Raw genomic sequence first — 25,084 nt, 5'->3', positions numbered from 1 at the left:
GACGAACGTTGGAGAGAAGATGTCCCATCAGTTGAGAATCGGCACCCTCGACGGCGGCCGCACGCCTGCTGAACTCGATGCCCGGCGGTTCAACCGCCACACGTTCTGGTGCGGGCAGAGCGGGTCGGGGAAGACCTATGCGCTGGGTGTCGTCCTGGAACAGTTGCTGCTGGGCACCCGGCTGCCGCTCCTCGTCCTCGATCCGAACGCGGACTTCGTCCGCCTGGGAGAACTCAAGGCGCCGCTCAACGGGAGTTCGGACGCGTTCGATGATGTGCGCGTCCTCCGCGCCACGGGAAGCGGGTCCGACTACGTCCGGGTGCGGTTCCTGGACCAGTCGCTGGAGTCGCGCGCCGCCGTCCTGGGTCTCGATCCGGTCCTGGACCGCGAGGAGTACAACGTCCTCGTCCACCTCGAGAGTGAGGTGGACGTGAAGGACCGCACCGATCTGGTCGGTCAGCTGCGGGCGAAGGACTCCGCCTCGGGGCGGAATCTCGCGATGCGCATCGAGAATCTCGGCGTCCTCGAATGGGACCTCTGGGCGTGGGGCGGCCGGTCCGCTGAAGACGTCATCGACGAACGCCCACGCGCGACTGTCCTCGATCTGGGCGGCTTCCGGTTTCCGGCCGAACCGCAGGTCGCGGCACTCAGCGTGCTCGATCACCTGTGGAAGAACCGTGAGGAACGTCGCCCGATCCTCATCGTGATCGACGAGGCCCACAACCTCTGCAGCCCGGACCCGATCACGCCCGTCCAGCGCGCGCTCACCGAACGGATCACCCAGATCGCCGCGGAGGGGCGTAAGTTCGGGCTCTGGCTTCTTCTGTCGACCCAGCGACCGTCCAAACTCCCTGTCAACGTCCTGAGCCAGTGCGACAACCTCGTCCTCATGAAGATGTCATCGCCGCGGGATCTTGCCGAACTGGCCTCCGTCTTCGGTTACGTCTCGCCCGGGCACCTCGACGACGCCCTGCATTTCACGAAGGGCCAGGCCCTGGTCGCGGGGGGCTTCGTCACCGCTCCGTCGGTGGTGCAGGTGCGCACGCGGCTCACCCACGAAGGCGGGGCCGACATCGCCGTACCCCTCTGAGGCAACCCTCGAACAAACGCACGGGGCTCCTGCGCGGCATCAGCTCCACGGCGGCCCTGTGGCGGGTCAGGCGCTCGCCGGGTGCTCCTGCTCCCCCGCTCCGCTCTGCAGCCAGGCCACCGCCAGGTGGCGGGAGGTGAAGAACCGCGTGGGACAGGGCGGGGAGTTCACCCCGAGGAAAAAATTGGCGATCATCCTGTCGACGGGGGAGGAGCCCAAAAGGGCGATCCGCGACGCCGCGCAGGGGGTGGCGAAGACGGCCCGCGCGTCGCGCGTCACCGTTCGCGTGGTCTCCATGTCCACGAGCATCGGGTGGCCCTCCGCCTCGGCGAGGGAGTCGACCGCCCGCATGGCGGCCTCGGCGTCCGTGGCGGTGATGGTGCAGTCCCGATCCCACTCCAGGTGGAGGATGCCGTTCGGCAGGAGTTCCAGGCCGGCTTTGTCGCCGTCGATACGCTGTGCGGGCAAGGGGGCCTCCTGAGCAGACCGCTGATGCCTTCCGGGCCGGGCCGGCCCTGGGTTCACCCCGTGAGACCGAGGATCAGCGAGTCTTCATCGTAGCGAAGTATCCGGGGATGCCGGTGGTCCCGTCGCCGCCCATCGGCACCGCCTCGATGGTCACCGGTCCATCGATCACCACCTGCCAGGCTGCCTCGGGGAACGCTGCACGGCGTTCCTCCGGGCCGAAACGGCCCGGCACGGGAATGCCGCCGATGGCCTTGCGCAGCGGAAGCGGGATCCTGCCCGGCATCGCGCCGAGGCTCTGCATGTAGGAGAGCGGGCTGCCGCGATAGTTCGTCTCCGTGAGCAGGACGCGTCCGCGCCGGCCCACCAGCGCGTGCAGGTTCTGCGCCAGCTGGTCGCGCTGCGGGCCCCTCAGGACATGGAAGACACCTCGGACGAACACGTTCATGTCCCCGTATTCCTCATGGAGCATATGGCCGCTGCCGGGAACAGTGAGGTCGAGGGCTCGGAAGGTGATGGCATGCCCGTCCCCGGTCTCCTGCCGCGCCCGCTGCACGGCACTCTCCGCGATGTCCACGCCGACGGCGGCCGGGAAGCGGGGGGCGAGCCAGCGCGTCCAGCGTCCGTTCCCGCATCCGACGTCGAGGACCGGGAGCGCGCAGTCCATGGACGCCTCCATGGACTGCGCGTACTGCTCCGCCTCGGGGCCGATGTCCGTGTCCCAGAGCACCTCGCCCTGTGTGCCGGTTGCCCGGACTCCGTGCCAGTAGCCTTCCCACGCCCTCGCCGGGTCCCGGGGAGTGCGCCGCGCCAGGAGCGCGACCTCGGGGACCATCAGGAGTTGGCGGACGATTCGCAGCATAGGTCGAGGGTACAGACGGTCCCCGCACAACAGGGTCAACCAAGGATTTCCACAGGATGCGGCGAGGACGCACCGGATCGGGTCCGGCCGGGGTGGCGGCCTGCCTATGCTGGCCCTTGCCATGAACGCCATGGCCAGCGCAGAGGACGGGGACTTGATGCGGCGCGACACGCCCTTTGCCGCCGTCGTGCGCCGCCGCGAGCAGGGGGGTCACACCCGGGTCCTCACCGCCGTGATGGTGAGCCTGCTCGTCCTCTATACCGTGAGCCTCCTGCTGGGGGATCCGACGACGTTCGAGCCTCTCTCCGACGGCTGGCTGTGCATCCTCACCGAACTCTCCGCCGTAGGCCTGTGCATCAGTGCTGCGGTACGGACCCGATTCGCCGAACCGCAGGTCCTGCTCGGCGGCGGGGCGGTCCTCGCCTACACCGCCGGCGACGCCTATTACCTGGCATCGCTGGACGGAGGCGACTCGCTCGGCTTCACCTCCCTGGCGGACGTTCCGTACCTCGCCTTCTATCCGCTGATGCTCGGCGCTCTCGCGGTCGTGCTCGTGCGGAAGCTGCGCGGCCTGATGTGGCCCATCCTGCTGGACAGCCTGGTCGGAGCGCTCGCGGCAGCCTCGCTCGTGGCGCTGCTGCTGGCGCCGATCCTGCAGACCGGCACCGCCGGCGGCACGGCCTTCGAGGTGGCCATCACCGTCGCCTACCCGCTCCTCGATCTGCTGGTGATCACCGCCGTGGGAGGGGTCCTCGCGTCGAGGGGCCTCGACATCGGGCCGCGCTGGCCTGTCCTGATCGCCGGGATGATCCTCTTCTCCGCCGCCGACGTCGCCTATGCGCTGGGCATCGAGGACTACAGCGCCGGTTCGCTCATCGATGCCGGCTGGGTGACCGGGGTGGTGGCCGTGGCTGCCTGGGTCGACGGCGCAGCAGGAACCGGGCGGGCCCGCAGGAGCCGCGGCGTCCCAGAGCTCGCGGCACCCCTGGTGTCCACGGCGGCGGCGCTCGCCGTGCTCGTCATCGGTTCCCGGCTGGACATCCCGCTGCTCGCGGTGATCTTCGCGGCTGCCTCGCTGGGCCTGGCGTCCGTGCCCCTCGCCTTCCGGAACCGGATGCTCATGGCGCTGGCACGCACGGACGAGCTCACCAAGCTGCCGAACCGTCGCGCCCTGCTGACCGATGTGCCCGACCGGCTGGCCGACGGCCGCACCGGTGCGCTGTTCATCGTCGATCTCGACCGCTTCAAGCACGTGAACGACGCCCTCGGGCACGACGTCGGGGACGCGCTCCTCGTGCAGGTCAGCCGACGGTTCCGTCAGCAGCTGCGCCCCGGGGACCTGCTCGCGCGGCTCGGCGGCGACGAGTTCGCCGTGTTCCTCAGTGGTGCGACGGAGGACGACGCCGTGGCCGCGGCGAAGAGGCTGGGCGCCGAACTCTCCAGCCCTGTGGAGATCGGTACCACCGCCCTTCAGGTGAGCGCCAGCATCGGGATCGCCCTGACGCCCCGGCACGGCACCGACATCAGCCTGCTCATGCGGAAGGCCGATATCGCCATGTTCCGGGCGAAGGCGCAGCGCAGCGGCTGCCACGTGTACGACGCCACGGACGACGACGACGGCGAACTGCGGCTGCGGACCGTCCAGGAGATCCGGACGGCGCTCGCGGAGGATCAGTTGGAGCTGCACTATCAGCCGAAGGTCCGCCTGGCCGACCAGGAGGTGATCGGCGTGGAGGCCCTCGTCCGGTGGAACCACCCGACCCGCGGGCAGTTGCCACCGAGCGCGTTCCTGTCGCTCGCCGAGGATGCCGGCCTGATGCCGCAGCTGTCCTCGCTCGTCCTTCGGAGGGCCGTCCAGCGCGTCGCCCGCTGGCGCGCGGAAGGTCTGGACGTCGTCGTCGCCGTGAACATGTCCGGTTCCTGCATCCTGCCGTGCCTCCCGCACGAGATCCTTGACCTGCTCGAGGAGCACGGCGTGCCGGCGTCCTGTCTCATGCTCGAGATCACCGAGGACGTCCTGATGTCCACGCCCGCGGGGACCGCCGGGCTCCTCGCGGAGCTGCGGGCCGTGGGCGTCCAGATCTCGATCGACGACTTCGGCACCGGCTACAGCTCCCTGGCCTACCTGCGGGACCTTCCCGTCGACGAACTGAAACTCGACCGCTCGTTCGTCACCGCGATGGGGGGCGACGCGCGGGCAGGCGCGCTGGTCGGGTCGATCATCGACATGGCGCACAGCCTGGGCCTCCGCGTGGTCGCCGAGGGCGTCAACAGCGAGGAGACCCGGGAGGAGCTGCTGAACCGCGGATGCGATTCCGGGCAGGGCTTCCACCTCGCCATGCCCCTCCCGGGGTCCGACATCGGACCGTGGCTAGCGGCCCGCACAGTGGCGGCGGGCCGCTGATGGCTGCGGTCCTCGGGGGCCGGCGGACGCGCCCGGTAGAAACTGTGCAGAACGGTTCCGATGCACTCGGTCCGGGCGCCGACATCTGGCAATGTGTTAGCCATGACACCTGACCCCGACGCGCGTGTCGCGCTCATCATCGAAGACGACGCCGATGTGCGGCAGTTGCTGGTCATGACGCTCGGCATGAACGGCTTCACCACGATCGAGGCAGAGAACGGGCGCCAGGGCGTCGCGCTCGTCCGTGACCGTCAGCCGGACCTCGTGACGCTGGACCTGAATCTCCCCGACATCGACGGCGTCGAGGTGTGCCGGCAGATACGGCCGCTGACGGACGCCTACGTCATCATGATCACGGCGCGGCAGGATGAGATCGACCGCCTCATCGGGCTCGAGATCGGCGCGGACGACTTCGTGGTGAAGCCGTTCAGCCCCCGTGAGGTCGGGGCGCGGGTCAATGCGATGTTCCGGCGGCCGCGGAGCACGGTGCGGAATTCCGCCCAGCCGCTGCTGGGCACGGACGCGGAACCGCAGCCGACGGCGGCGGCGTTCCCGGTCCCAGCGGATCCGGTGGCGGGGATGCTGACCCACGGACCCCTCAGCATCGACACCGAGGGCCGGATCGCACTGCTCGACGGCGTCGAGGTCCCGCTCACGCGGATCGAGTTCGACCTGCTGGCCACGCTCATCTCCGGACCCCGCCGGGTCTGGCAGCGCGAGACCCTGCTGGCACGGATCTGGGGTGACGGGTGGGTCAACGACCAGCACCTCGTCGAAGTGCATATCCGGAACCTGCGGAAGAAGCTGGGCGAGGACACCAAGGCGCCCCGGTTCATCCGGACGGTACGCGGCGTCGGCTATCGGATGATGCCGCCCAGCGCGGACTGAAAGTCCGCCGCGAGGCTTCGCAGCCGCGCGACTGCCGCTTCGTGCCCGGAGGGCTCCCCGACGACCTCCAGGGCCGTGGATGATTCCTCCGCGAGCCGGCGCGCGCCCACCATGGACGCGCTCGCCTTGAGGCTGAGCAGGGCGACGACGGCCGCGTCCGTGGCGCGCGCGGAGAGGGCCGCCTCCACGGCGTCGATCCGCTGCGGGAGCATCTGCGTGAACAGCTGCGCGAATTCCATGGCGCCCGCCGGGTCGGAGAGTTCGTCCCCGAGGTTCTCGAGGGTCCGCCGATCGAGCGCGGGAGGCTGTGGCCCGTCGCTCGTGTCGGTGGCTGGGCGGGAGGTGGTGGCGTCACACGTCGTCCGGACCGCGGCCGGAAGGGACGGGAGGTGGATCGTGGTCACGCCTGCTCCTTCTCGCTGCTGCCGGGCCTGGTGGGGAACGGATCCCGATCGAGGCTGCCCGCCGGTTCCGGTGGACGGACCGGAACCGGCGGGAGGATCGTGGAGACCTGTGCTCCTGCGTTCCACTCTGGCCCTCGCCGCTCAAACACGCCGTGCCGGAAGTGCGAAAGAAGACCGAAGAAAGGGCGAAGGTCGGTCGGCTCCGACCGCGCCGTGCCTACGCCAGCATCTCCCGCACCATCGGGATCACCTTGGTGCCGTAGAGCTCGATGCTGTGCATGAGTTTCCCGTGGGGCAGTGGCCCGGCGCTGTACTTCATGTCGAAGCGGTCGATGCCGAGGGTCCGCGCGGTCGCGGCGATCTTCCGCGCGACGGTCTCCGGCGACCCGACGTACAGGGAACCGAAGTCCGCCTCGTGGTCGAACTCCTCGCGCGTCGTCGGACCCCAGCCGCGCTCCCGGCCGATGCGGTCACGCATGATCCGGTTGTCCGGCCAGAGCTCCTCGCGGGCCTGCTCGTCGGAGTCGGCGATGTAGCCGGGTGAGTGGACACCGATGGGGAGCGTAGGCCGGCCGAGCTGGTTCAGGGCGCGGTGGTACAGGTCCACGTAGGGGGCGAAGCGCGCGGGGTCGCCGCCGATGATCGCGAGCATCAGCGGCATGCCGTAGCGGGCCGCCCGCACCACGGACTCGGGACTCCCGCCGACGCCGATCCACGTCTTCAGGTGCCCACCCTCGGTCTTCGGGTAGACCTCGTGGTCCTTCAGGCCCGGGCGGGTGCTGCCGGACCACGTGACCGGCCCTTCCTTGATGAGCTCCGAGAACAGGTCGAGCTTCTCCTCGAACAATCGCTCGTAGTCGGAGAGTTCGTAGCCGAAGAGCGGGAAGGACTCGGTGAAGGAGCCCCGCCCGAGGATGACCTCCGCGCGGCCGTTCGAGGCGGCGTCGAGGGTGGCGAAGCGCTGGTAGACGCGCACGGGGTCGTCGGAGCTGAGCACCGTCACGGCCGAACCGAGGCGGATGCGCTCCGTCTGCCCGGCGATCGCCGCGAGGACGGTCTCGGGGGCGGAGATGGCGAAGTCGTCCCGGTGGTGCTCGCCGAGTCCGATGAAGTCGACGCCGACCTGATCGGCGAGGACGGCCTCCGCGATCACGTCGCGGATGACCTGCGGGTACGGGACGGGGGTGCCGTCCTCGCCGCGCGTGACGTCCCCGAAGGTGTCGAGTCCGAGTTCCAGTTCGCGTGCCATGGTGATGCTCCCGTGCTCAGCGTGCGGGCCCGCCCTGGGCCTGCTGGTAGAACAGGCTCCTCACCGGTGTTATTCCATGCATATGTATCTACTTAGACCCGCCGCGACCGGTCTGCAGGGCCTCTGCCGCGCGGTCCGCCCGGGCGATGCTCGCCGGATCCCCGAGGTCGACGCCGGCACGTGCCGCGGCAGCCCGCGCGGCCGGGGCCTTCAGATCGGGCAGGACGAAGCGCTCCGGGGTGATCCGGGCATCCTGCGCGGCATGCGTGCGCTGGTCCCGCGCCAGTGCGGGGGCTGACAGTTCGGCGGCCTGCAGCGTGGCCGCGGTGACGGCCACCGGGGCGCCCGTCAGCGCCGGGCCGATCAGGGGCGCGTAGCCGACGGCATGGCCGGAGCGGTTGGGATGGTAGGAGTCGGAGACGGGGTTCGCGAGACCGTTCAGCCACTCGACGTCGTCGCACACCGCGTGTCCCCCGAACACCGCGGACGGATCCCGGAAGGTGAAGCCGGCCGCGGCGGCCGCTGCCGCCGTCGTCCGGTTGAGCAGCTCCGCCGTCGCGTTGAGGCGTGCCTCCTCCGTGGGCGAGAACCAGGTGGCCGCGTTGCAGTCCTCGCCGTTGAAGATCCGCGGGTAGCCCGCCACGGTGACGGACGCCTGGGGTGCCCGGGCACGGATCTGGCCGTACAGCGACGCGAGGCGGCCGGGGAGCTGCCCGATGATGATGCCCTGGGCCCGGTCGATCGCCGCGGTGCAGTTGCTCATCCAGGCCGGCTTCGCACACTCCGTCAGGACGGCGACGAACGCGGCGTCGTTACCGCCGACGCTCACGGACACGTACGCCGTCGCAGGCGTCAGTGCGCCGAGCTGACCGGCCGCGACATCGGGGATGGTGGCGCCGGAGCACGCGCGGAAGTCCAGGGCGTACCCCCTGGCGCTCGCGATGAGGACGGGGAACGCGTGGACGGACCGTTGGCAGTTCGTCCCGTCCGCCAGGTAGCTGCGCGTCCCGGTGCCCGACGAGTACGAATCGCCGAGGGCGACATACGCGGCAGGTGCTGCGGCCGCGGGCGGCGCGGGCACCACGACGGCGGCGAGCAGGGCCAGGGAGGCGAGGGCGGAACGGAGGCGCGGGATCGTCATTGATGCTCCTGGTGCGGATGGGGCTGTTGTGGCCACGCTAGTCCCGCGTCGGCCACGGCGGGAGGCCCGGCGTGGTGCCCGAGGCACCACCCTTCCGCGGATCCGGTGCGGCGGGGTAGGGTTCCGCCGTCACTGCGGCCTTTGCCTCCGATCCGGGGCGCGCGGTACGCTGTGGGACGGCTCACATGCCGCACGACCCAACTGAATACGCCATCGATCTGCAGCGGGAGAGTTCTGCCGTTGACCCACACACCGGTAGGCGCCGTAGGAGCAAATCCTCCCCAGGAATCTCTCAGGCGAAAGTACCGCTGCGGCTAGGCAACTCTGGAAAGCAGCCCCGGACGGCGTCCGGCGCTCACCGACGGTGCAAGCAGGCGTAGAGCCCTGCGGAAACTCTCAGGTCCCCTACAGAGCGGGGAGGAACCCGACCAGGCCCGCGCGCCCGCGCCCCTCATCTGACGTACGGAGTTCCCATGACTGCCTCCCCCGACATCGCGTCGACCTTCGCCGACCGCCATATCGGCCCACGCACCTCGGACGCCGGGCACATGCTCGAGGTCCTCGGCTACCCGAGCCTCGACAAGCTCGTGGACCTGGCAGTCCCCGCCAGTATCCGCCTCGACAGGGCGCTGAGCCTCCCGGCTGCCCTCAGCGAGACCGAGGTCCTGGCGCAGCTCCGCCGGATCGCGGGCCGGAACAGGACCGCCGTGCAGATGATCGGGCAGGGCTACTTCGACACCGTCACGCCGCCGGTCATCCGCCGCAACGTCCTCGAATCGCCCGCCTGGTACACCGCCTACACGCCGTACCAGCCCGAGATCTCCCAGGGCCGCCTCGAGGCCCTCCTCAACTTCCAGACCATGGTCCAGGACCTCACGGCCCTCGACATCGCCAACGCCTCACTGCTCGACGAGGCGTCCGCCGTCGCGGAGGCCGTCCTGCTCATGCGCCGTTCCGGGAAGAACAAGGGCCGCACGGTGATCGACGCCGACGCCCTTCCGCAGACCGTCGCCGTGGTCCGGGGCCGCGCCGAGGCGCTCGGGTTCGACGTCGAGGTGGTGGACCTCTCGGCGGGCCTGCCCGACGGCGACATCAACGGCGTCGTCCTGCAGCAGCCCGGAGCCTCCGGCGCCCTGCGCGACCACGCGGCCCTCATCAGCGCGGCCAAGGAGCGGGGCGCCCTCGTCACGGTCGCCGCCGACCTCCTGGCCCTGACGCTCATCACCGCCCCGGGCGAGCAGGGCGCCGACATCGCCGTCGGGTCCGCGCAGCGCTTCGGCGTCCCCCTCTTCTTCGGCGGCCCGCATGCCGCGTACATGGCGGTCCGCAAGGGCCTCGAGCGTATGCTCCCCGGCCGCCTCGTCGGCGTCTCGAAGGATGCCGACGGCGCCCCCGCCTACCGCCTGGCCCTGCAGACCCGCGAGCAGCACATCCGCCGCGAGAAGGCCACGAGCAACATCTGCACGGCGCAGGCGCTGCTGGCGATCGTCGCCTCGATGTACGCCGTCTACCACGGCCCCGAAGGGCTCAGGGCCATCGCGCGCACCACGCACCGCCGCGCCGTCGCTCTCGCCGACGCCCTGAAGGGCTCCGAGGCCACCGTGGTGCACCACGCCTTCTTCGACACCCTCCTGATCCGGGTCCCGGGCAGGGCGGCGGAGTACGCGGACACGGCCGAGGCCGCCGGCTACAACCTCCGCCGCATCGACGCCGACCACCTCGGCATCTCCTGCGACGAGACGACGACGCCGGAGCACGCCGCCGCCGTCGCGGCCGTCTTCGGCGGAACGATGGCCGAGTCCGCCGCGGCGCACGACGGGCGGATCCCCGCGGACCTGCACCGCACGTCCGCGTTCATGACGCACCCGGTCTTCTCGCTGCACCGCTCGGAGACCGCGATGCTGCGCTACCTGCGCCGGCTCTCGGACCGGGACCTCGCCCTGGACCGCACCATGATCCCGCTGGGCTCCTGCACCATGAAGCTCAACGCGACGGTCGAGATGGAATCCATCTCCTGGCCCGAGTTCGCGTCCATCCACCCGTTCGCCCCGGAGAGCCAGACCGAGGGCTGGCGTGAGCTGATCACGGACCTCGAGGAGCGGCTCGCGGAGATCACCGGGTACGCGCAGGTCTCCCTCCAGCCCAACGCCGGCTCGCAGGGCGAGCTCGCGGGTCTCCTGGCCATCCGTGGTTACCACCGCTCGCGCGGCGACGAGAACCGCACCATCTGCCTCATCCCGTCCTCGGCCCACGGCACCAACGCGGCATCGGCCGTGCTGGCGGGCATGAAGGTCGTGGTGGTGGGCACGGCGGCGAACGGAAACATCGACCACGACGACCTCCTCGCGAAGATCGAGCAGCACGCCGAGAACCTCTCGGCCATCATGATCACCTACCCCTCCACCCACGGCGTGTTCGAGGAGGACGTGCGCTGGGTCTGCGAGAAGGTGCACGGGGCCGGCGGCCAGGTCTACATCGACGGCGCCAACCTCAACGCGCTCGTGGGGCTCGCACAGCCCGGTGAGTTCGGCGGCGACGTCTCCCACCTGAACCTGCACAAGACGTTCTGCATCCCGCACGGCGGCGGCGGGCCCGGCGTCGGTCCCGTGGCCGTCGCCGCGCACCTCGCGCCGTTCCTGCCCGGCGACGCGAACCGCGACATCGCCACGGACGGCGGGCCCGGCGCGGCGGGCGGCACACCGGTCTCCGGGTCGATGTACGGCTCCGCCGGCGTCCTGCCCATCTCCTGGGCGTACATCGCCCTCATGGGCTCCGAGGGACTCACCAGCGCCACCGCGCATGCCCTGCTCGCCGCCAACTACGTCGCGGCGCGCCTGACCGAGCACTTCCCCGTGCTCTACACCGGGGCGCAGGGGCTCGTGGCCCACGAGTGCATCCTGGACCTCCGCCCGCTGACGGCCGCCACCGGCGTCACCGCCGAGGACGTCGCCAAGCGCCTCATCGACTACGGGTTCCACGCACCCACGCTGTCCTTCCCCGTGGCCGGGACTCTGATGGTGGAGCCGACGGAATCCGAGGACCTCGCCGAACTGGACCGCTTCGTCGATGCCATGATCGCGATCAGGGGCGAGATCGACCGCGTGGCGGCCGGCGACTTCAGCATCGAGGAGAGCCCGCTCCGGCAGGCACCCCACACCGCGCGCGTCCTCGTCAGCGACGAGTGGACGCAGGCCTACCCGCGCGAACTCGCCGCGTACCCGCTGCGCTCGCTGCACCACGACAAGTACTTCCCGCCGGTGCGCAGGATCGACGGCGCTCACGGCGACCGCAACCTCGTCTGCTCCTGCCCGCCCATCGAAGCCTTCGAAGACTAGGAATCCCCATGAGCGAGCAGAGCAAACACACGGCCCTGTACACCCAGCACGAGGCGCACGGGGCGTCCTTCACCGACTTCGGCGGGTGGCAGATGCCCCTGAAGTACCGGAGCGAACTCGAGGAGCACCACACGGTCCGCCGGGCGGCCGGTCTCTTCGACCTGTCCCACATGGGCGAGGTCCTCGTCAGCGGACCCCAGGCCGCCGCGTTCCTCAACTACGCCCTCGTCAGCAACCTCGCGGTGATCGCCGTCGGGAAGGCCAAGTACTCCCTGATCTGCACCGCCGACGGCGGGGTGATCGACGACCTCATCACGTACCGGCTCGCCGAGGACTCCTTCCTCGTGGTGCCGAACGCCTCCAACGCGGGCGTCGTCGCCGAGGAGCTCCGGCACCGCGCCGCAGGCTTCGACGTGACCGTCGAGGACCAGTCCGACACCACGGCCCTCATCGCCGTGCAGGGTCCCACCGCCGAGGCCGTCCTCCTCGAGCTGGCACGCCCGGACGATGCGGCGACCATCCGCGAGCTGAAGTACTACGCGGCCGTCGAGGTGGAACTCGCGGATCTCCCGGTCCTGCTGGCCCGCACGGGCTACACCGGGGAGGACGGCTTCGAGATCTTCATCGGCACCAGCTTCGCGGTGCGCCTCTGGGACGCCGTCCTGCAGGCCGGGGGCGCCCACGGGCTCCTGCCGTGCGGCCTGGCGGCCCGGGACTCGCTCCGGCTGGAGGCCGGCATGCCGTTGTACGGCAACGAACTCGGCCTCGACATCAGCCCCTTCGAGGCCGGCCTCGGCCCCGTGGTCAGCACCAAGAAGGCCGACGACTTCGTGGGACGCGCCGTGCTCGAACCCCTCAAGGCCGCGGAGCCCGCCCGCCGCCTCGTGGGGCTGCGCGCCGTCGGGCGCCGTGCCGCCCGCGCCGGGTACGACGTCGTCGTCGACGGGACCGCCGTCGGCACCGTCACCTCCGGGCTGCCGAGCCCCACCCTCGGCTACCCGATCGCGCTCGCGTACGTGGACGCCGCGTTCGCCGCGATCGGCACGGAGGTGCAGGTGGACCTCCGGGGCCGCCCGGAACCGTTCACCGTGATCCCCACGCCGTTCTACCGGCGCGAGAAGCCTGCCGGTACACCGCAGTGACCATCAGCGCCTTCGACCTCTTCAAGATCGGCATCGGCCCCTCCAGCTCGCACACCGGTGGACCGATGACCGCCGCCTACCGCTTCACCGAGATGCTCCGCACCCAGGGACTGCTGACCGACGTGCAGCGCGTGCAGGTGGATCTCTTCGGTTCCCTCGGCGTGACGGGCCACGGCCACGGCACGGTGAAGGCCGTGCTGCTCGGCCTGGAGGGTGACCAGCCGCATCTCGTGGACCCGACCTCGGCGGACGCCCGGGTCGCCTACATCGGCGAGTGCCGGTCCCTCAACCTCGCGGGTGAGCGCCGGATCACCTTCGACCCCGAGACGGACGTGCTGCTGCACCGCGGACAGCGGCTCGACTACCACACCAATGGCATGCGTTTCTCGGCATATATCGTCGATGACGAGCCCATTCTGTCCAGGGAATACTTCTCGGTGGGAGGCGGATTCGTCCTGGATGAGGACGAGATCGGCTCGGAGACGGCGGCCGTGGAGCCCGTCCCGGTGTCCCACCCGTTCGACACGGCCGACCAGCTGGTGGAGCTCTGCCGGCGGACCGGCGGGTCCTTCTCGGACGTCGTCCTCGCGAACGAGCTGTCCTGGCGGTCCGAGGCCGAGGTCAGGGAGGGGCTGCTCGCGATCTGGGCGGTCATGCAGGACACCATCCGGCGCGGCACGACGACGGGCGGCATCCTGCCCGGCGGGCTGAGCGTCCGGCGCAGGGCGGAGCGGCAGCGGCAGCTGCTCGAGAAGGCCGACGATCCGACCGACCGCCTCGGCACGATGGAATGGGTCACGCTCTTCGCGCTGGCCGTCAATGAGGAGAACGCGGCCGGCGGGCGCGTGGTCACGGCACCGACCAACGGCGCGGCGGGCATCATCCCGGCCGTCCTGAAGTACTACACGGACTTCGTCCCGGGAGCCGACGACGACGGCGTGGTCCGCTTCCTGCTCGCGGCGACGGCCATCGGCTCCCTGTTCAAGAAGAACGCGTCGATCTCCGGCGCGGAGGTGGGTTGCCAGGGCGAGGTCGGCTCGGCGTGTGCCATGGCGGCCGGAGCGCTGGCCGAGGTGCTCGGTGGGACTCCGGAGCAGGTCGAGAACGCCGCCGAGATCGGGATCGAGCACAACCTCGGGCTGACCTGCGATCCCGTGGGCGGGCTCGTGCAGATCCCGTGCATCGAGCGGAACGCCGTCGGTGCGATGAAGGCCATCACCGCCGCGCGGATGGCCGTCCGGGGGGACGGGCAGCACCACGTCTCGCTCGACGTCGCCATCAAGACCATGCGCGACACCGGCGCCGACATGATGGACAAGTACAAGGAGACAGCGCGCGGCGGATTGGCCCTGAACGTCGTGGAGTGCTGAGCGCGCGTGCCTGAGCTCCCGGTCCGCATCGAGGTCATCCCCGGCGACGGCCTGGAGGAACGGCTCCGGGCGCACCTGCCCGCCCCCGCCGTCGTCACCGTGACCTGCCTGCCGCACCACGGTCCCGGCGAGGCCGTGGACACCGCCGTGGGGCTCGCGGCAGCCGGATACACCGCCGTCCCGCATCTCGCCGCGCGCTCCGTGGCGGGCCGATCGGAGCTGGCCGGGCACGTCCAGCGCTGCACGGACGCAGGGATCCGGGACGTCTTCGTGGTCGGCGGGGACGCCGCCCGTGCGGCAGGCCCGTACGCCTGGAGCGGCGCACTCATGGAGGACATCGCGGATCTCTCCGGCGGCGCCCTCCGCATGGGGATCGCGGTGTACCCCGAGGGCCACCCGGGAACGGCCGAGGACGAGCTGGCGAGGACGCTGCGCGCCAAGCAGGAGTTCGCGTCCTGGTGCGTCACCCAGCTCTGCTTCTCCCCGGACACCCTGCGCGCCTACCTGCCGCGGCTGCGGCGCGACGGAATCACGGTGCCGGTCTGGGCCGGCGTCCCCGGACCGGTCCGCATCAGCCGCCTGCTCCGGCTGGCCGGCACGATCGGGGTGGGATCGTCGATCGGGTTCCTCCGGCGCTCCGCCGGTGGGGCCGACACCGGGTCCGTGGTGCGGCAGCTGCTGTCCTCGGCGTCCTACGACCCGGCGCCCCTGGTGGCGGCGCTCGACGGCGCGGGCTACGAGGGGCTCCACGTGTACAGCTTCAACGACCTCGCGGGGCTCGAGCGGTCGGGCATGGCACGAGCGCCACTGGCGTGATGGTCAGGGCCGGCCGTGTTCGAGGGGGAAGTGGTCGGGCATGGAGGCGGCGGTGTCCGGGGTCCGGTACTCCTCGACCGTGAGGTCTGAGATGGCCAGGACGTCCTGCTGGGCTTGGCGGGCAGACCAGGGATGGCCGTCGAGCCGGTACTGGTGCGCCCGGTTCGGTGACTAGGGCTCGACGATGATGCCGGCGCTGTATCCATCGGTCGTGGGGTTGGCGCTCATCCCTGGCGCGTCGGGCGGACAGCCGGTGGCGCGTGCGCGCCTGCTGCGATCCAGGCGTCGAGGTCGCGTGGTCGCTGGAAGGACAGGACGGGAGGCATCGACGGGTCGGCCCTGATCTTCCCGATGGCGTCCCGTTTCCGGGTGAAGGTCCTGAAGTGCCAACCGATGATGGAGTCCTTCGCGAGGGCGCGGCGGAGGGTTTCGGTGTTGCCGTTGCACACCGGGTCTCTGCGGACGATGCGGCGGATGGTCCGGCGGATGAGGCGTCCGAGGGAGAGCCACCGGGGGTAGTCGAGGAACACGATGAGTTCGGTGCGGGCGAGGATGAGGTCCCGCCAAGACGAGTAGGCGCTGTCCAGGACCCATCGGTCCTGGGCGGCGATGCCGGCCGCGATCCGGTACTGGTCCTCGATGGGGCGGTTCTCCCAGCCGGGGAGCCATCCGAGGTCGTCGTCGGCCGAGAACTCAGGGATGCCGGTAACGGCGGAATAGGCGTGGGTGGCGGAGCTCTTCCCGCTGCCGGTCACACCATGGAACAGAACCCGTTGGGCCGGTACACCCGTCATGGGATCCACCGTAGTGCCCTCGGCAACTGGAACGAGGACGTCGTACCGACCTGAGCCCGGCTCCACCCCGTCGACAGCAACGAAGATCCTGCCGAGTCGGCAGCAGTCCCCGTGAGGCCGACCTGTCTCTCTCCGGTCACGCCGTCCCGGTCGGGAGGACGCGAACAGCGACCGCCCATTCAGGCGGTCGCTTCGAGTGCGTTTCCTGGCTGGGGCGTCAGACGGCGGCCGCGGCCGGCTTCTGACGCTGAGGAGCGAGTTCCCCGATGATGCCGCGCAGGAGCTTGCGGAGTTCGAAGGACTCGAGCCCCTCGCCGACCATCAGTGTGCGCTCGATGTCCTCGGCCTTGGCGAGTGCCTCGACGCCGGCCGGGGTGATCGTGATGCGCTGGCTGCGGCGGTCGATGCTGTCGCGGATACGGGAGATGAACCCCTGGCGCTCGAGCTTCTCGATGGTCTTGCCGATCGTCTGGGCCTGGACGTGGACCGCGAGCGCGAGCTTGGCGCCCGTCATGGTGCCCGTTCGGGACAGGACGCCGAGGGTGGTGTAGCCGGCATGGGTGATTCCGATGTCGAGCAGCCTCTCGTTCCACGCGTGATCCACGAGGCGGGCGGCGGTGGTGAGCAGGCGGCTGGTCGACCACTCTTCCAATTCAGACATGCGATCTCCTCCCGAAGATTTGGGGACGCCCCTCCGGTGCTGAGCAGTGCCGGCGGGCGCGGTGTCATCGCAACCGACCGGTGGAACGGGGAACGGGGTCGACTGCCTTAGGTCAACTATGCGCTTCGATCTTCAAGTTTTCCCGTCGGCCCGTCCGAAGCTTCGGGCAAGAAAGTCGAGGGGGCGAGGCTTGCGCCTGCTGAAAGCGGGGATCTCGGGGCGACCCGGCCCGCCCCTGGGCTCATCAGGGCGCAGGACGGGATCCCGGGCAGCCGGGAGGGTGACGTGTCCCACCTGAATGGTCCGGAGCGTGGTCGGTCGTATCCCGGCACGCTACTGCCGCGTCTCAACGTTTCCTCACGGTCTGTTCACGGGACGATCAATTCGTCCGCGCCGACGGGCGGAATTGTGTGAAAGTCTTGTCCCATGTCCGTTTCCACGTCGCAGCGCTCCGCGCTCATCGTCGAGGATGATCCGGATATCCGGGAACTGCTGGCGACGACCCTTCGCATGAACGGATTCAGGGTCATCGAAGCGTCCACGGGGCTCGAGGGCCTGGCCGCCCTGAAGGAGCACCGGCCGGACCTCATCACCCTCGACCTGAACCTGCCGGACCTCGACGGTGTCGAGGTCTGCCGCCAGAGCCGGTCCCTCAGCGACGCGTACATCGTGATGGTGACCGCCCGGCAGGACGAGATCGACCGGCTGATCGGCCTGGAGATCGGTGCGGACGACTTCATCGGGAAGCCCTTCAGCCCGCGGGAGTTCTCGGCGCGCGTCTCGGCGATGTTCCGCCGCCCCCGCACCGCGCTGCCGCAGCAACCCGAGGCGCCGGGCAACGACCTGCTGCAGCACGAGGAGCTCACCATGGACGTGGAGGGGCGCACGGTGACCCTGGCCGGCCGGGAGCTGGCATTGACCCGGATCGAATTCGACCTGCTCGAGACCCTCCTCAGCGGTGCGCAGCGCGTCTGGACGCGGGAGGCGCTCCTGAACCGCGTCTGGGGGGACGGCTGGAGCCAGGACCACCACCTCGTCGAGGTACATATCCGCAACCTGCGCAAGAAACTGGGCGAGGACATGAGCAACCCCCGCTTCATCCGCACCGTCCGGGGCGTCGGGTACCGGATGATGCCGGGGGACGCGCGACGTTGAGCGTTGCGAGGTTCGTCCTGGCCATGGATGGTACCGGGCGGGCCGGACGGTCCTCCATCGGCTGGTGCTAGGAACGCGCGGATACCAGTTCGGGGTCGCTGGGATAGTGCAGACCCATCTGACGGCGTGCCTCGTCCAGCAGTTCCATCATGGCCACCGACTCCGCGGGGGTCATGTGGGGGCTCTCGGTCATCCCGGCCTGCAGGCAACGGGTCACTTCCCGCAGCTCGTAGCCGAACCCGTTCCCGAATGTCTCGAAGTGCTCCGTCCGCAATGTGCCCTGCCGGGGTTGGATGATGAGCTCGGCGGGGTTGAACAGGGGCGCGGAGGATCGAAGCCACCCTTCCGTGCCTCCCACGGTGACGATACTTGGGCATTCGGCGCCGATGGACGTGATGAGTTGGGCCTGCGCACCGCCGTCGTAGGTGAGGGTGACGGCGTTCTGCAGGTCGATGCCGTCGGAGGTCAGGACGCCCGTGGCCCTCAGGCTGCGGGGTTCGCCGAGGGCTCCGAGTGCCCAGGTCAGCGGATACACCGCGAGGTCCAGGAGTGCACCACCGCCGGCGGCCGGGTCCCACGTCCGCGACGCCGGGTCGAAGGCGGGGGCGAAGCCGACGTCGGCCTGCAACCATCGGGGCTCGCCGATTTCACCCGACCGCAGGATCTTGACGGCCCGGCGGAAGCTCGGTAGGAACCGTGTCCAGACGGCTTCCATGAGGAAGAGTCCGCGGGCCCGGGCGAGGTCCGCGAGTTCGCGGGCCTGCGTGGCATCCATGGCGATGGGCTTCTCGCAGAGAACGTGCTTCCCGGCGGTTAGCGCGGCCAGGGCGATGCTGTGGTGCTGGGCGTGGGGCGTGGCGATGTAGACCACGTCGACGGCGGGGTCGGCGAGCAGGCGTTCGTAGCCCGAAGTGTCACCGGTGTCCGAGTAGGCCTTCGTGAACCCGAACCGGAGGGCGAAAGCACGGGCGGAAGCTTCGCTGCGAGAGCTGACCCCATGGAGGACCGCGTCGTCGAGGAGGGCGAGGTCCTGCACCACCCGGGCGGCGATGGAACCGGTGGCAATGACGCCCCAGCGGATGGGACGTCCTGTCGCGGTGGACGGGGCAATCGTGCTGACGGGAGCAGGAAGCATCGGAGTGCCTTTCAGGGCTTGATGGACGTGCTTGATGGGCGTGCTTGATGGATGTGGAGGTGATGGAGGCAGGAGCCCACGTGCGGCACGCGCGATGCACACGGTAGGACGGTGGAGGTGCTTCGGAAGGACTAGACGGACTCGCGGATCACGAGTGAGGTGGGCAACACTGTCACGCGGTCGGTGGGCCTGCCCTCGATGAGGCTCACCAGGGTCTCCGCCATCTTCTTGCCGAGTTCGACGATGGGGTGATGCACCGTCGTCAGGGCTGGGGTCACGGAGGTCGCGAAGGAATCATCGTCGAAGCCGACGACGGCGATGTCCTCCGGGATGCGCAGGCCCCTGCCCTGGATCGCGGTGTATGCGCCGGCCGCCATCTGATCGTTGCCCGCGAACACGGCATCGATGGGCATCCCGCGGTCCAGCAGCCGGTGCATCGCCCGGGCGCCGGAGGCGAGCGTGAAGTCCCCGACCTCCACGAGGCTGTCGTCGAGGCCGGCCTCCCGGACCGCGGTGCGCCAGCCGGCGAGCCGGTCCAGGCCCGGAGGCATGTCCTGTGGTCCTGCGACGGTGGCCACGTGCTTCCGGCCGCTGTCGGTCAGCTGCCGGGTGGCGCTGTACGCCGCCTGTTCGTTGTCGACTTCCACGTAGTAGCTCTCCATGCCGCCGATCAGGGGCCGTCCGGCGAACACCATGGGGAGCGAATCGGAGAGGTGCGTCCAGGAGTGGTCGCCGCTGTGGTGCGACACCACCAGGACACCGTCGACGTTGCCGCCGAGCAGGAAGCTGCGGGTCTTTCCCGGCTTGGATTCCGAGGAGATCACCATGTTCAGCGTGTAGTCGGTATCAGCCAGATACAGGGCGATCCCCTGGACCACCGACGCGAAGAAAGGATCGGCGAAGACCTTCGACGTCGACTCGGGGACGATCAGCGTGACGGCGTTCGCCCGGCGCTTGGCAAGTGAGCGCGCCGCACGGTTCGGCGTGTAGTCGAGTGCGAGGATGGCTCTCTTCACGGACTGCGCCAGCTCCGGATCCACGCTCGGGCTCTCATTGACGACACGGGATACGGTCGCCCGCGAGACCCCGGCCAGGGCAGCCACCATTTCGAGGGTGGCTGCCGGCCGGGTCCTTCCTGCGTCCTGCGTCATCGTCATCTCCGGAACGTCGAAAAGTATGCCGTGAGGGCTACTTTAGGCGTTCGCCGGTGCAAGGTCGGGGTACTTCGCCGCTGCGATGACTCGGGCGTACGCCAGTCCACTGTCCTTCACCGTCCGCTCGAAGGTGTCGTAGTCCACGCGGACCACCCCGAAGCGCTTGCCGTACCCCCAGGACCACTCGAAGTTGTCGAGGAGCGACCAGACGAAGTAGCCGCGCACGTCGGCGCCCTGGTCGATGGCCTCGCCGACGGCTGTGATGTGGTCGAGGACGAACTGCGTCCGCTCGGCGTCGTGGACCGCTCCGTCGGGGGTCACGACGTCGTCGTACGCTGCGCCGTTCTCCGTGATGTACAGCGGCGGGAGGGTCGGATACTCCTCGCCGAGGCGCACCAGGAGTGTGCGCAGCCCATCCGGGTTGACCTCCCAGTTCATGGCCGTGCGCGGCAGGCCACGGCTCGGGAACGTGATGTCCTCGGACCCGATCCAGCACGACGACGTCGGGCGGGTCGCACCGCCGGAGTGCCCGTCATCGTGCTCGGTCGCGGGGTGACCGCTGATGAGGTCGTCGTGATAGTGGTTGACGCCCAGGAAATCGATCGGAGCGCCGATGATGTCCAGATCACCGGGCCGGATGACGTCCCGGAGGCCGAACTGCTCGAGGTCGTCGAGGGTGTCCTCCGGGTAGGCGCCGCGGAGGATCGGATCGAGGAAGATCCTGTTCTGCAGCGAGTCGAACCGGCGCGCGGCATCGAGGTCGACGGGATCGGACGGGTCCCGGGGGATCGAATTGCTGAGATTGAGGGTGATCCCGAGCTGCTGGGCACCGCGCCCCCGCAGCTCGTTGACGGCGAGCCCGTGGGCGAGGTGCTGGTGGTGGATCGCGGCGACGGCCGCCCGGGGTTCCTGACGTCCCGGGGCGTGCACGCCGGCCGCGTAACCGAGCAGGGACGAGCAGAACGGTTCGTTGAACGTGGTCCAGTGCTGCACGCGGTCACCGAGTACCGAGTACACGTCGTTCGCGTACTCGACGAAACGGTAGGCGGTATCGCGATCGGCCCAGCCGCCCTTCTCCTCGAGCGCCTGGGGCAGGTCCCAGTGGTAGAGGGTCAACCAGGGAAGGATCCCGGCGGTGAGGAGTTCGTCGACCAACCGTGAGTAGAAGTCCAGGCCCTCGGTGTTCGGCCCGCGATCACCCGGCCGGACGCGGGACCAGCTCGTCGAGAACCGGTAGGAGCCCAAGCCCATCTCCTTCATGATCGCCACGTCTTCCGGCATGCGGTGATAGTGCTGCACGCCGTCCTTCAGGGTCTCGCCGTTGGCGATGGCGCCCGGGAGGCGAGCGAAGGCGTCCCAGACGGAATCCTCCTTGCCGCCCTCGTGGCTGGCGCCTTCGACCTGGGCCGCGGCGGTGGCCGAGCCCCAGAGGAAGCCCTCGGGCCAGGTCCTTGCGCTGGGTGGGACCGGCTGGTGGTGTGTTGCGTCGAGTGGCATTAGCCCTTCACTGCTCCTTGCATGATTCCGGAAATGAGTTGACGTCCCGCGATGACGAAGAGCACCAGGAGCGGGAGGGTGGCCATGACGGCGCCGGCGAGGACGATGGAGTAGTCCACGTAGCGGGCCGATTGCAGCTGGCTGAGCGCCGTCTGCAGGGTGGGGTTGCCAGGACCGAGCACCAGCAGCGGCCAGAGGAAGTCGGTCCAGGCCGTCATGAAGGTGAACAGGCCGAGGATCGCCATCGCCGGGCGTGCTGCAGGCAGTGCAACGTGCCAGAAGGTGGAGATCATGGACGCGCCGTCCATGCGGGCGGACTCGATGAGCTCGTCGGGGATGACGTCCACGAGGTACTGGCGCATGAAGAACACGCCGAACGCCGTGACGAGCGTGGGGATGACGACGGCGCCGATCTCACCGGTCCAGCCGAGCGTCCGCATCAGCATGAACAGCGGGATGATCCCGAGCTGGGTGGGGATCGCCATGGTCGCGATCACGGCGACCATGAGCCCGTTGCGGCCGCGGAAGCGGAGCTTGGCGAATGAATATCCGGCGAGGGTCGAGAACACGACCACCGACACCGTGATGATCCCCGAGATCAGCACACTGTTGCCGAGCGCGAGCCAGAACGGGACGGTGTCGAAGACCTCGCCGACGTTCGTCCAGAAATTACCGCCCGGGAGCAGGGGCGGCCACGTCTGGCCGAGCGCCTCGTTGGACCGGCTGCCGATGATCACGGACCACCAGAGGGGGTAGGCGGAGGCCAGGAAGAAGGCCATCAGCAGTCCATAGGTCAGGAACCCCGGCCTGCGGCCGTTGCCGAGCAGACCGCGCCGCAGGCCACGTCCCCGGCGCTGGGGTGCTGCCGTCGTCGTGCGCTGCCTGGTATCGATGGCCGTCATCGCGTGGTCCTCTCGTCCTTGCCTTGTGATGTACCGGCCGATGCAGTGGATTCCGGTGCAGACTCGGCAACGGGTGCCGGTGGCTGCGGACGGACGGCGGGTAGCACCAGCGCCGGAGGTGCGGAACGCCTACGGCGCCGGCGGGGTTTCCTGCCCGATCCACGGTCGTCGCCGGTGGTGGCGATCCTCCGTGAGATCAGGTAGTTCACGAGACCGAACAGGACGATGATCAGGAACAGGAGCCACGCGATGGTGGATGCCTTGCCGAAGTTCGACCTCTGGAAAGCCATCTCGTAGAGGTAGAGCACCGTTGTCTGGAACTGCGCCGACGTTCCCCCGTACGTCCGCGGATCGAAGAGGCGGGGCTCGGTGAAGATCTGCAGCCCGCCGATCGTGGCGGTGATCACCACGAAGATCATGGTGGGCCGGATGCTCGGCAGCGTGATGCTGAAGAAGCGGCGGAATGTTCCGGCTCCGTCGATCGCAGCGGATTCGTAGATGTCGCGGGGTACGGACTGCATGGCTGCCAGCAGGATCAGGGCGTTGTAGCCGGTCCAGCGCCAGTTCACCATGGTGGCGATCGCGATGTGGCTCGGCAACGTCTCGTTCAGCCAGAGGATCCGGTCGATCCCGAAGCTCTCCAGGATGTTGTTGATCAGCCCGTACTGCTCACCGAACAGATTCGAGAAGATCAGGGCGACGGCGACGGGGGTCACGATGTAGGGAAGCAGGATGCTCATGCGCCAGAACGTCTTGGCGCGGATGTGCTGGTCCAGCACCGCCGCGATCGCAGTGGCGACGATCAGCTGCGGGATGGTCGAGAGCAGGAAGATGCTCATCGTGTTGAACAGCGAGTTCCAGAAGAAGCGGTCCTGGAGGACTTCCTGGAAGTTCCGCAGGCCCACGAATTCGCCCTGCCCCTTGAGCAGGTGCCAGTCGAAGAGCGAGACGAAGAAGGTGTAGCCGAGAGGGAACAGGCCTACCAGGGCGAAGAGGATGAAGAACGGGGAGATGTACAGGTAGGGCGAGGCCTTCATGTCGAAGACGTTCAGTCGCTGACGGAAGGTGAGGGCGGGTTTCGCAGGGGCAGGGCTGCCGGCTGCCGGGCGGTTCAGTGTCGTGGTCATGAGGTTCCAGACTCCAGGGGGGCCTCCGGTGCTGACGGAGGCCCCGCGGCCGGTGCTGCTAGTTGTTCACGACGCGGTCGTTGAGGAGGGAGACGGCTTCATCCCAGGCCTCGTCGGCTGTGCCTGCACCGGAGTCGAGGATCTTCAGGGCCGGAGCGAAGACGTTCTCCTGGATCTCCGAGTCCTGCGGGCCCTTGAACTGGGCCACGACGCCTTCGGCGCGCGATGCGAAGATCTCCCCGTACGGAGCGTCGTTGAAGAGCTCGTTGGGCACGGCGTCCTCGACGATCTTCTGCTGGGCCTCGAGCGTGCTCGGGAAGTTGTTCGCGGCCGCGGACTGCTTCACCTGCTGTTCCGGAGCTGTCAGCCAGGTGGCCAGCTTCGCGGCTTCAGCGGGGTGCTCGGAGCTCTCGGGGACGGAGAGGAAGGCGCCGCCCCAGTTGGACGCACCACCCGGGAAGACATCGGCGACGTCCCAGCCCGTCTCGGGGCCGCCACCGGCGGCTTCCAGCTGCTCCTTGATGGTTCCGAGCATCCAGGCCGGGCAGACGTGCACGGCGAAGGAACCATCCACGAAGGCCTTGCCCTTGCCCCAGTCGAACTGCTTCTGGTTCGCTGACAGGCCGTCGGCCGTGCCGGCGGCGAGGAGGTCGAACTGGGCGCGCATCGCCTCGTTGCCCTCGACGTTCAGCTCACCGTCAGCGGTGTAGTAGCCCTCCTCCATCTGGTTGACCATGGAGTTCCAGACGAACGCCGACTGGTCGTACCAGGCCTTGCCCGTCGTCTCGTTGTACTGGCGGCCCAGATCGAAATAGGTCTCCCACGTCGCGTCGTCGCCCCCGAAGAGTTCGGCGACCTCCTCGCGGTCCGTCGGGAAGCCTGCTGCCTCGAACAGCTCCCTGTTGAAGCACAGGGCCTGCGGGCCGATGTCCGTGCCGAGGCCGATCACGCGACCGTCGGGGTCGGTGCCCTGCTCGAACTTCCAGTCCACCCAGTTGTCCTTGACGTCCGCGACGCCGTACTCGTTGAGGTCCACGAACTGGTCCGAGACCTCCATGATCGAACCGAGCCAGCCCTCCTCGACGGCGACGACGTCGCTCAGACCCGAGCCGGCGGCGAGCTTGGTGAAGGCGTCGGTGCGGGCGTTGGCGCTGCCGTCGATGTTGTTGGCCTCGATGGTCACGCCGGGATTCTGCTCCTCGTACTCGGCGTACAGATCGTCGTAGCCGAACTGGCCGAAGGTCGTGACGGTCAGGGTAATGGGGTTGTCGGCACTGGCGGCCTCGTCACTGCCGCCGCTGCAGCCCGATGCCACGATGGCCAGGGATGCGACGCCGGCGAGGGCGGTGATTTTCCTGAGTCGCGAGAGTTCCACGATCACTCCTTTGTGTGTGTCGGAGCGACCGACGCCGGCGGCGTGAGAGCGCTCTCTGGGATGTCGCATCACTGTATGTGCTGTTTGTCACACTCGTCAAGAGAGCGCTCTCTCACAC

The 25,084-nt window shown here is 69.2% G+C and carries 21 protein-coding genes and 1 riboswitch; of the genes, 8 read left to right on the top strand and 13 right to left on the bottom strand.

Annotated elements, in window-relative coordinates; genetic code table 11:
- Positions 1-19 precede the first annotated feature (19 nt).
- The gene (locus tag AC4D2E_RS16560) at positions 20-1,090 is read left to right on the top strand and encodes an ATP-binding protein (RefSeq protein WP_490953316.1); all 1,071 of its coding nucleotides are present in this window, start codon (positions 20-22) and stop codon (positions 1,088-1,090) included.
- Positions 1,091-1,156: 66 nt separating this feature from the next.
- Here AC4D2E_RS16560 and AC4D2E_RS16555 read toward each other — a convergent pair whose 3' ends face one another.
- A complete protein-coding gene (locus AC4D2E_RS16555; RefSeq protein WP_104167581.1) occupies positions 1,157-1,558 on the bottom strand; it encodes a DUF7793 family protein in 402 nt (133 codons plus the stop codon).
- 73 nt (positions 1,559-1,631) lie between these two features.
- Complete coding sequence (locus tag AC4D2E_RS16550) at positions 1,632-2,417, bottom strand: class I SAM-dependent methyltransferase (protein ID WP_490953315.1); 786 nt, start codon at positions 2,415-2,417, stop codon at positions 1,632-1,634.
- A 130-nt stretch (positions 2,418-2,547) separates the two neighbouring features.
- Between AC4D2E_RS16550 and AC4D2E_RS16545 the strand changes: the two genes are divergently transcribed.
- Positions 2,548-4,821, top strand: coding sequence for a putative bifunctional diguanylate cyclase/phosphodiesterase (locus AC4D2E_RS16545; RefSeq protein ID WP_490953314.1), 2,274 nt, complete (start codon positions 2,548-2,550; stop codon positions 4,819-4,821).
- A 102-nt stretch (positions 4,822-4,923) separates the two neighbouring features.
- Positions 4,924-5,709: a response regulator transcription factor gene (locus tag AC4D2E_RS16540; protein ID WP_490910471.1), complete on the top strand. Its 786-nt coding sequence runs from the start codon at positions 4,924-4,926 to the stop codon at positions 5,707-5,709.
- Here AC4D2E_RS16540 and AC4D2E_RS16535 read toward each other — a convergent pair.
- The 3 genes from AC4D2E_RS16535 to AC4D2E_RS16525 all read right to left on the bottom strand — a co-directional run bounded on the left by AC4D2E_RS16535 (position 5,679) and on the right by AC4D2E_RS16525 (position 8,503).
- Entirely contained in the window at positions 5,679-6,113 is a 435-nt protein-coding gene (locus AC4D2E_RS16535; protein WP_490953313.1) for an Hpt domain-containing protein, read from the bottom strand. The genes AC4D2E_RS16540 and AC4D2E_RS16535 overlap by 31 nt on opposite strands.
- A gap of 217 nt (positions 6,114-6,330) precedes the next feature.
- Positions 6,331-7,362, bottom strand: a complete 1,032-nt coding sequence (locus tag AC4D2E_RS16530) for an LLM class flavin-dependent oxidoreductase (RefSeq protein ID WP_104167586.1) — start codon at positions 7,360-7,362, stop codon at positions 6,331-6,333.
- Positions 7,363-7,450: 88 nt separating this feature from the next.
- Positions 7,451-8,503 carry an SGNH/GDSL hydrolase family protein gene (locus AC4D2E_RS16525; protein WP_490953312.1) on the bottom strand — a complete coding sequence of 351 codons (1,053 nt, stop codon included), beginning with the start codon at positions 8,501-8,503 and terminating at the stop codon, positions 7,451-7,453.
- A 214-nt stretch (positions 8,504-8,717) separates the two neighbouring features.
- Positions 8,718-8,821: riboswitch (glycine riboswitch) on the top strand.
- Between the two features lie 155 nt (positions 8,822-8,976).
- On the opposite strand from AC4D2E_RS16525, the gene gcvP reads away from it, so the two are divergent.
- The 4 genes from gcvP to AC4D2E_RS16505 are packed head-to-tail and all read left to right on the top strand — an operon-like array spanning position 8,977 to position 15,166.
- Entirely contained in the window at positions 8,977-11,838 is a 2,862-nt protein-coding gene (gcvP, locus tag AC4D2E_RS16520; protein WP_490953311.1) for an aminomethyl-transferring glycine dehydrogenase, read from the top strand.
- 8 nt (positions 11,839-11,846) lie between these two features.
- Entirely contained in the window at positions 11,847-12,980 is a 1,134-nt protein-coding gene (gene gcvT, locus AC4D2E_RS16515; protein WP_490953310.1) for a glycine cleavage system aminomethyltransferase GcvT, read from the top strand.
- Positions 12,977-14,350, top strand: a complete 1,374-nt coding sequence (locus AC4D2E_RS16510; RefSeq protein ID WP_490953309.1) for an L-serine ammonia-lyase — start codon at positions 12,977-12,979, stop codon at positions 14,348-14,350. The genes gcvT and AC4D2E_RS16510 overlap by 4 nt, the downstream gene beginning before the upstream one ends.
- A gap of 6 nt (positions 14,351-14,356) precedes the next feature.
- On the top strand, positions 14,357-15,166 hold the full coding sequence (locus AC4D2E_RS16505) for a methylenetetrahydrofolate reductase (protein WP_490910466.1): 810 nt from the start codon (positions 14,357-14,359) through the stop codon (positions 15,164-15,166).
- 224 nt (positions 15,167-15,390) lie between these two features.
- Here AC4D2E_RS16505 and AC4D2E_RS16500 read toward each other — a convergent pair whose 3' ends face one another.
- Entirely contained in the window at positions 15,391-15,960 is a 570-nt protein-coding gene (locus AC4D2E_RS16500; RefSeq protein WP_490910465.1) for a P-loop NTPase family protein, read from the bottom strand.
- Between the two features lie 217 nt (positions 15,961-16,177).
- On the bottom strand, positions 16,178-16,621 hold the full coding sequence (locus AC4D2E_RS16495) for a MarR family winged helix-turn-helix transcriptional regulator (protein ID WP_104167593.1): 444 nt from the start codon (positions 16,619-16,621) through the stop codon (positions 16,178-16,180).
- Positions 16,622-17,047: 426 nt separating this feature from the next.
- On the opposite strand from AC4D2E_RS16495, the gene AC4D2E_RS16490 reads away from it, so the two are divergent.
- The gene (locus AC4D2E_RS16490; protein WP_490953308.1) at positions 17,048-17,776 is read left to right on the top strand and encodes a response regulator; all 729 of its coding nucleotides are present in this window, start codon (positions 17,048-17,050) and stop codon (positions 17,774-17,776) included.
- Between the two features lie 67 nt (positions 17,777-17,843).
- Here the strand turns inward: AC4D2E_RS16490 and AC4D2E_RS16485 are convergent, their stop codons facing one another.
- The 6 genes from AC4D2E_RS16485 to AC4D2E_RS16460 all read right to left on the bottom strand — a co-directional run bounded on the left by AC4D2E_RS16485 (position 17,844) and on the right by AC4D2E_RS16460 (position 24,966).
- Entirely contained in the window at positions 17,844-18,911 is a 1,068-nt protein-coding gene (locus AC4D2E_RS16485) for a Gfo/Idh/MocA family protein (RefSeq protein WP_490953307.1), read from the bottom strand.
- A 131-nt stretch (positions 18,912-19,042) separates the two neighbouring features.
- Positions 19,043-20,062, bottom strand: coding sequence for a LacI family DNA-binding transcriptional regulator (locus AC4D2E_RS16480; protein ID WP_104167596.1), 1,020 nt, complete (start codon positions 20,060-20,062; stop codon positions 19,043-19,045).
- A 42-nt stretch (positions 20,063-20,104) separates the two neighbouring features.
- The gene (locus AC4D2E_RS16475) at positions 20,105-21,562 is read right to left on the bottom strand and encodes a GH1 family beta-glucosidase (protein WP_490953306.1); all 1,458 of its coding nucleotides are present in this window, start codon (positions 21,560-21,562) and stop codon (positions 20,105-20,107) included.
- A complete protein-coding gene (locus AC4D2E_RS16470; protein WP_490953305.1) occupies positions 21,562-22,464 on the bottom strand; it encodes a carbohydrate ABC transporter permease in 903 nt (300 codons plus the stop codon). Before AC4D2E_RS16470 ends, AC4D2E_RS16475 begins: the two co-directional genes overlap by 1 nt.
- Positions 22,461-23,591 carry a carbohydrate ABC transporter permease gene (locus AC4D2E_RS16465; RefSeq protein ID WP_490953304.1) on the bottom strand — a complete coding sequence of 377 codons (1,131 nt, stop codon included), beginning with the start codon at positions 23,589-23,591 and terminating at the stop codon, positions 22,461-22,463. The genes AC4D2E_RS16470 and AC4D2E_RS16465 overlap by 4 nt, the downstream gene beginning before the upstream one ends.
- 58 nt (positions 23,592-23,649) lie before the next feature.
- Complete coding sequence (locus AC4D2E_RS16460) at positions 23,650-24,966, bottom strand: ABC transporter substrate-binding protein (protein WP_490953303.1); 1,317 nt, start codon at positions 24,964-24,966, stop codon at positions 23,650-23,652.
- Positions 24,967-25,084 lie beyond the last annotated feature (118 nt).

The sequence above is a fragment of the Arthrobacter sp. TJ-265 genome (genome assembly GCF_058269135.1).
Note: the sequence above shows the minus strand (reverse complement) of the source record. Positions and strands in the feature narration are given on the sequence as shown.

Excerpts from the sequence above, each read along its gene's own strand:
- AC4D2E_RS16470 (WP_490953305.1), bottom strand. The coding sequence starts at position 22,464 with ATGACGGCCATCGATACCAGGCAGCGCACGACGACGGCAGCACCCCAG.
- AC4D2E_RS16540 (WP_490910471.1), top strand. The coding sequence starts at position 4,924 with ATGACACCTGACCCCGACGCGCGTGTCGCGCTCATCATCGAAGACGAC.
- AC4D2E_RS16500 (WP_490910465.1), bottom strand. The coding sequence starts at position 15,960 with ATGACGGGTGTACCGGCCCAACGGGTTCTGTTCCATGGTGTGACCGGC.
- AC4D2E_RS16560 (WP_490953316.1), top strand. The coding sequence starts at position 20 with ATGTCCCATCAGTTGAGAATCGGCACCCTCGACGGCGGCCGCACGCCT.
- AC4D2E_RS16490 (WP_490953308.1), top strand. The coding sequence starts at position 17,048 with ATGTCCGTTTCCACGTCGCAGCGCTCCGCGCTCATCGTCGAGGATGAT.
- AC4D2E_RS16550 (WP_490953315.1), bottom strand. The coding sequence starts at position 2,417 with ATGCTGCGAATCGTCCGCCAACTCCTGATGGTCCCCGAGGTCGCGCTC.
- gcvP (WP_490953311.1), top strand. The coding sequence starts at position 8,977 with ATGACTGCCTCCCCCGACATCGCGTCGACCTTCGCCGACCGCCATATC.
- AC4D2E_RS16545 (WP_490953314.1), top strand. The coding sequence starts at position 2,548 with ATGGCCAGCGCAGAGGACGGGGACTTGATGCGGCGCGACACGCCCTTT.
- AC4D2E_RS16495 (WP_104167593.1), bottom strand. The coding sequence starts at position 16,621 with ATGTCTGAATTGGAAGAGTGGTCGACCAGCCGCCTGCTCACCACCGCC.
- AC4D2E_RS16530 (WP_104167586.1), bottom strand. The coding sequence starts at position 7,362 with ATGGCACGCGAACTGGAACTCGGACTCGACACCTTCGGGGACGTCACG.
- AC4D2E_RS16485 (WP_490953307.1), bottom strand. The coding sequence starts at position 18,911 with ATGCTTCCTGCTCCCGTCAGCACGATTGCCCCGTCCACCGCGACAGGA.
- AC4D2E_RS16480 (WP_104167596.1), bottom strand. The coding sequence starts at position 20,062 with ATGACGCAGGACGCAGGAAGGACCCGGCCGGCAGCCACCCTCGAAATG.
- AC4D2E_RS16525 (WP_490953312.1), bottom strand. The coding sequence starts at position 8,503 with ATGACGATCCCGCGCCTCCGTTCCGCCCTCGCCTCCCTGGCCCTGCTC.
- AC4D2E_RS16465 (WP_490953304.1), bottom strand. The coding sequence starts at position 23,591 with ATGACCACGACACTGAACCGCCCGGCAGCCGGCAGCCCTGCCCCTGCG.
- gcvT (WP_490953310.1), top strand. The coding sequence starts at position 11,847 with ATGAGCGAGCAGAGCAAACACACGGCCCTGTACACCCAGCACGAGGCG.
- AC4D2E_RS16475 (WP_490953306.1), bottom strand. The coding sequence starts at position 21,562 with ATGCCACTCGACGCAACACACCACCAGCCGGTCCCACCCAGCGCAAGG.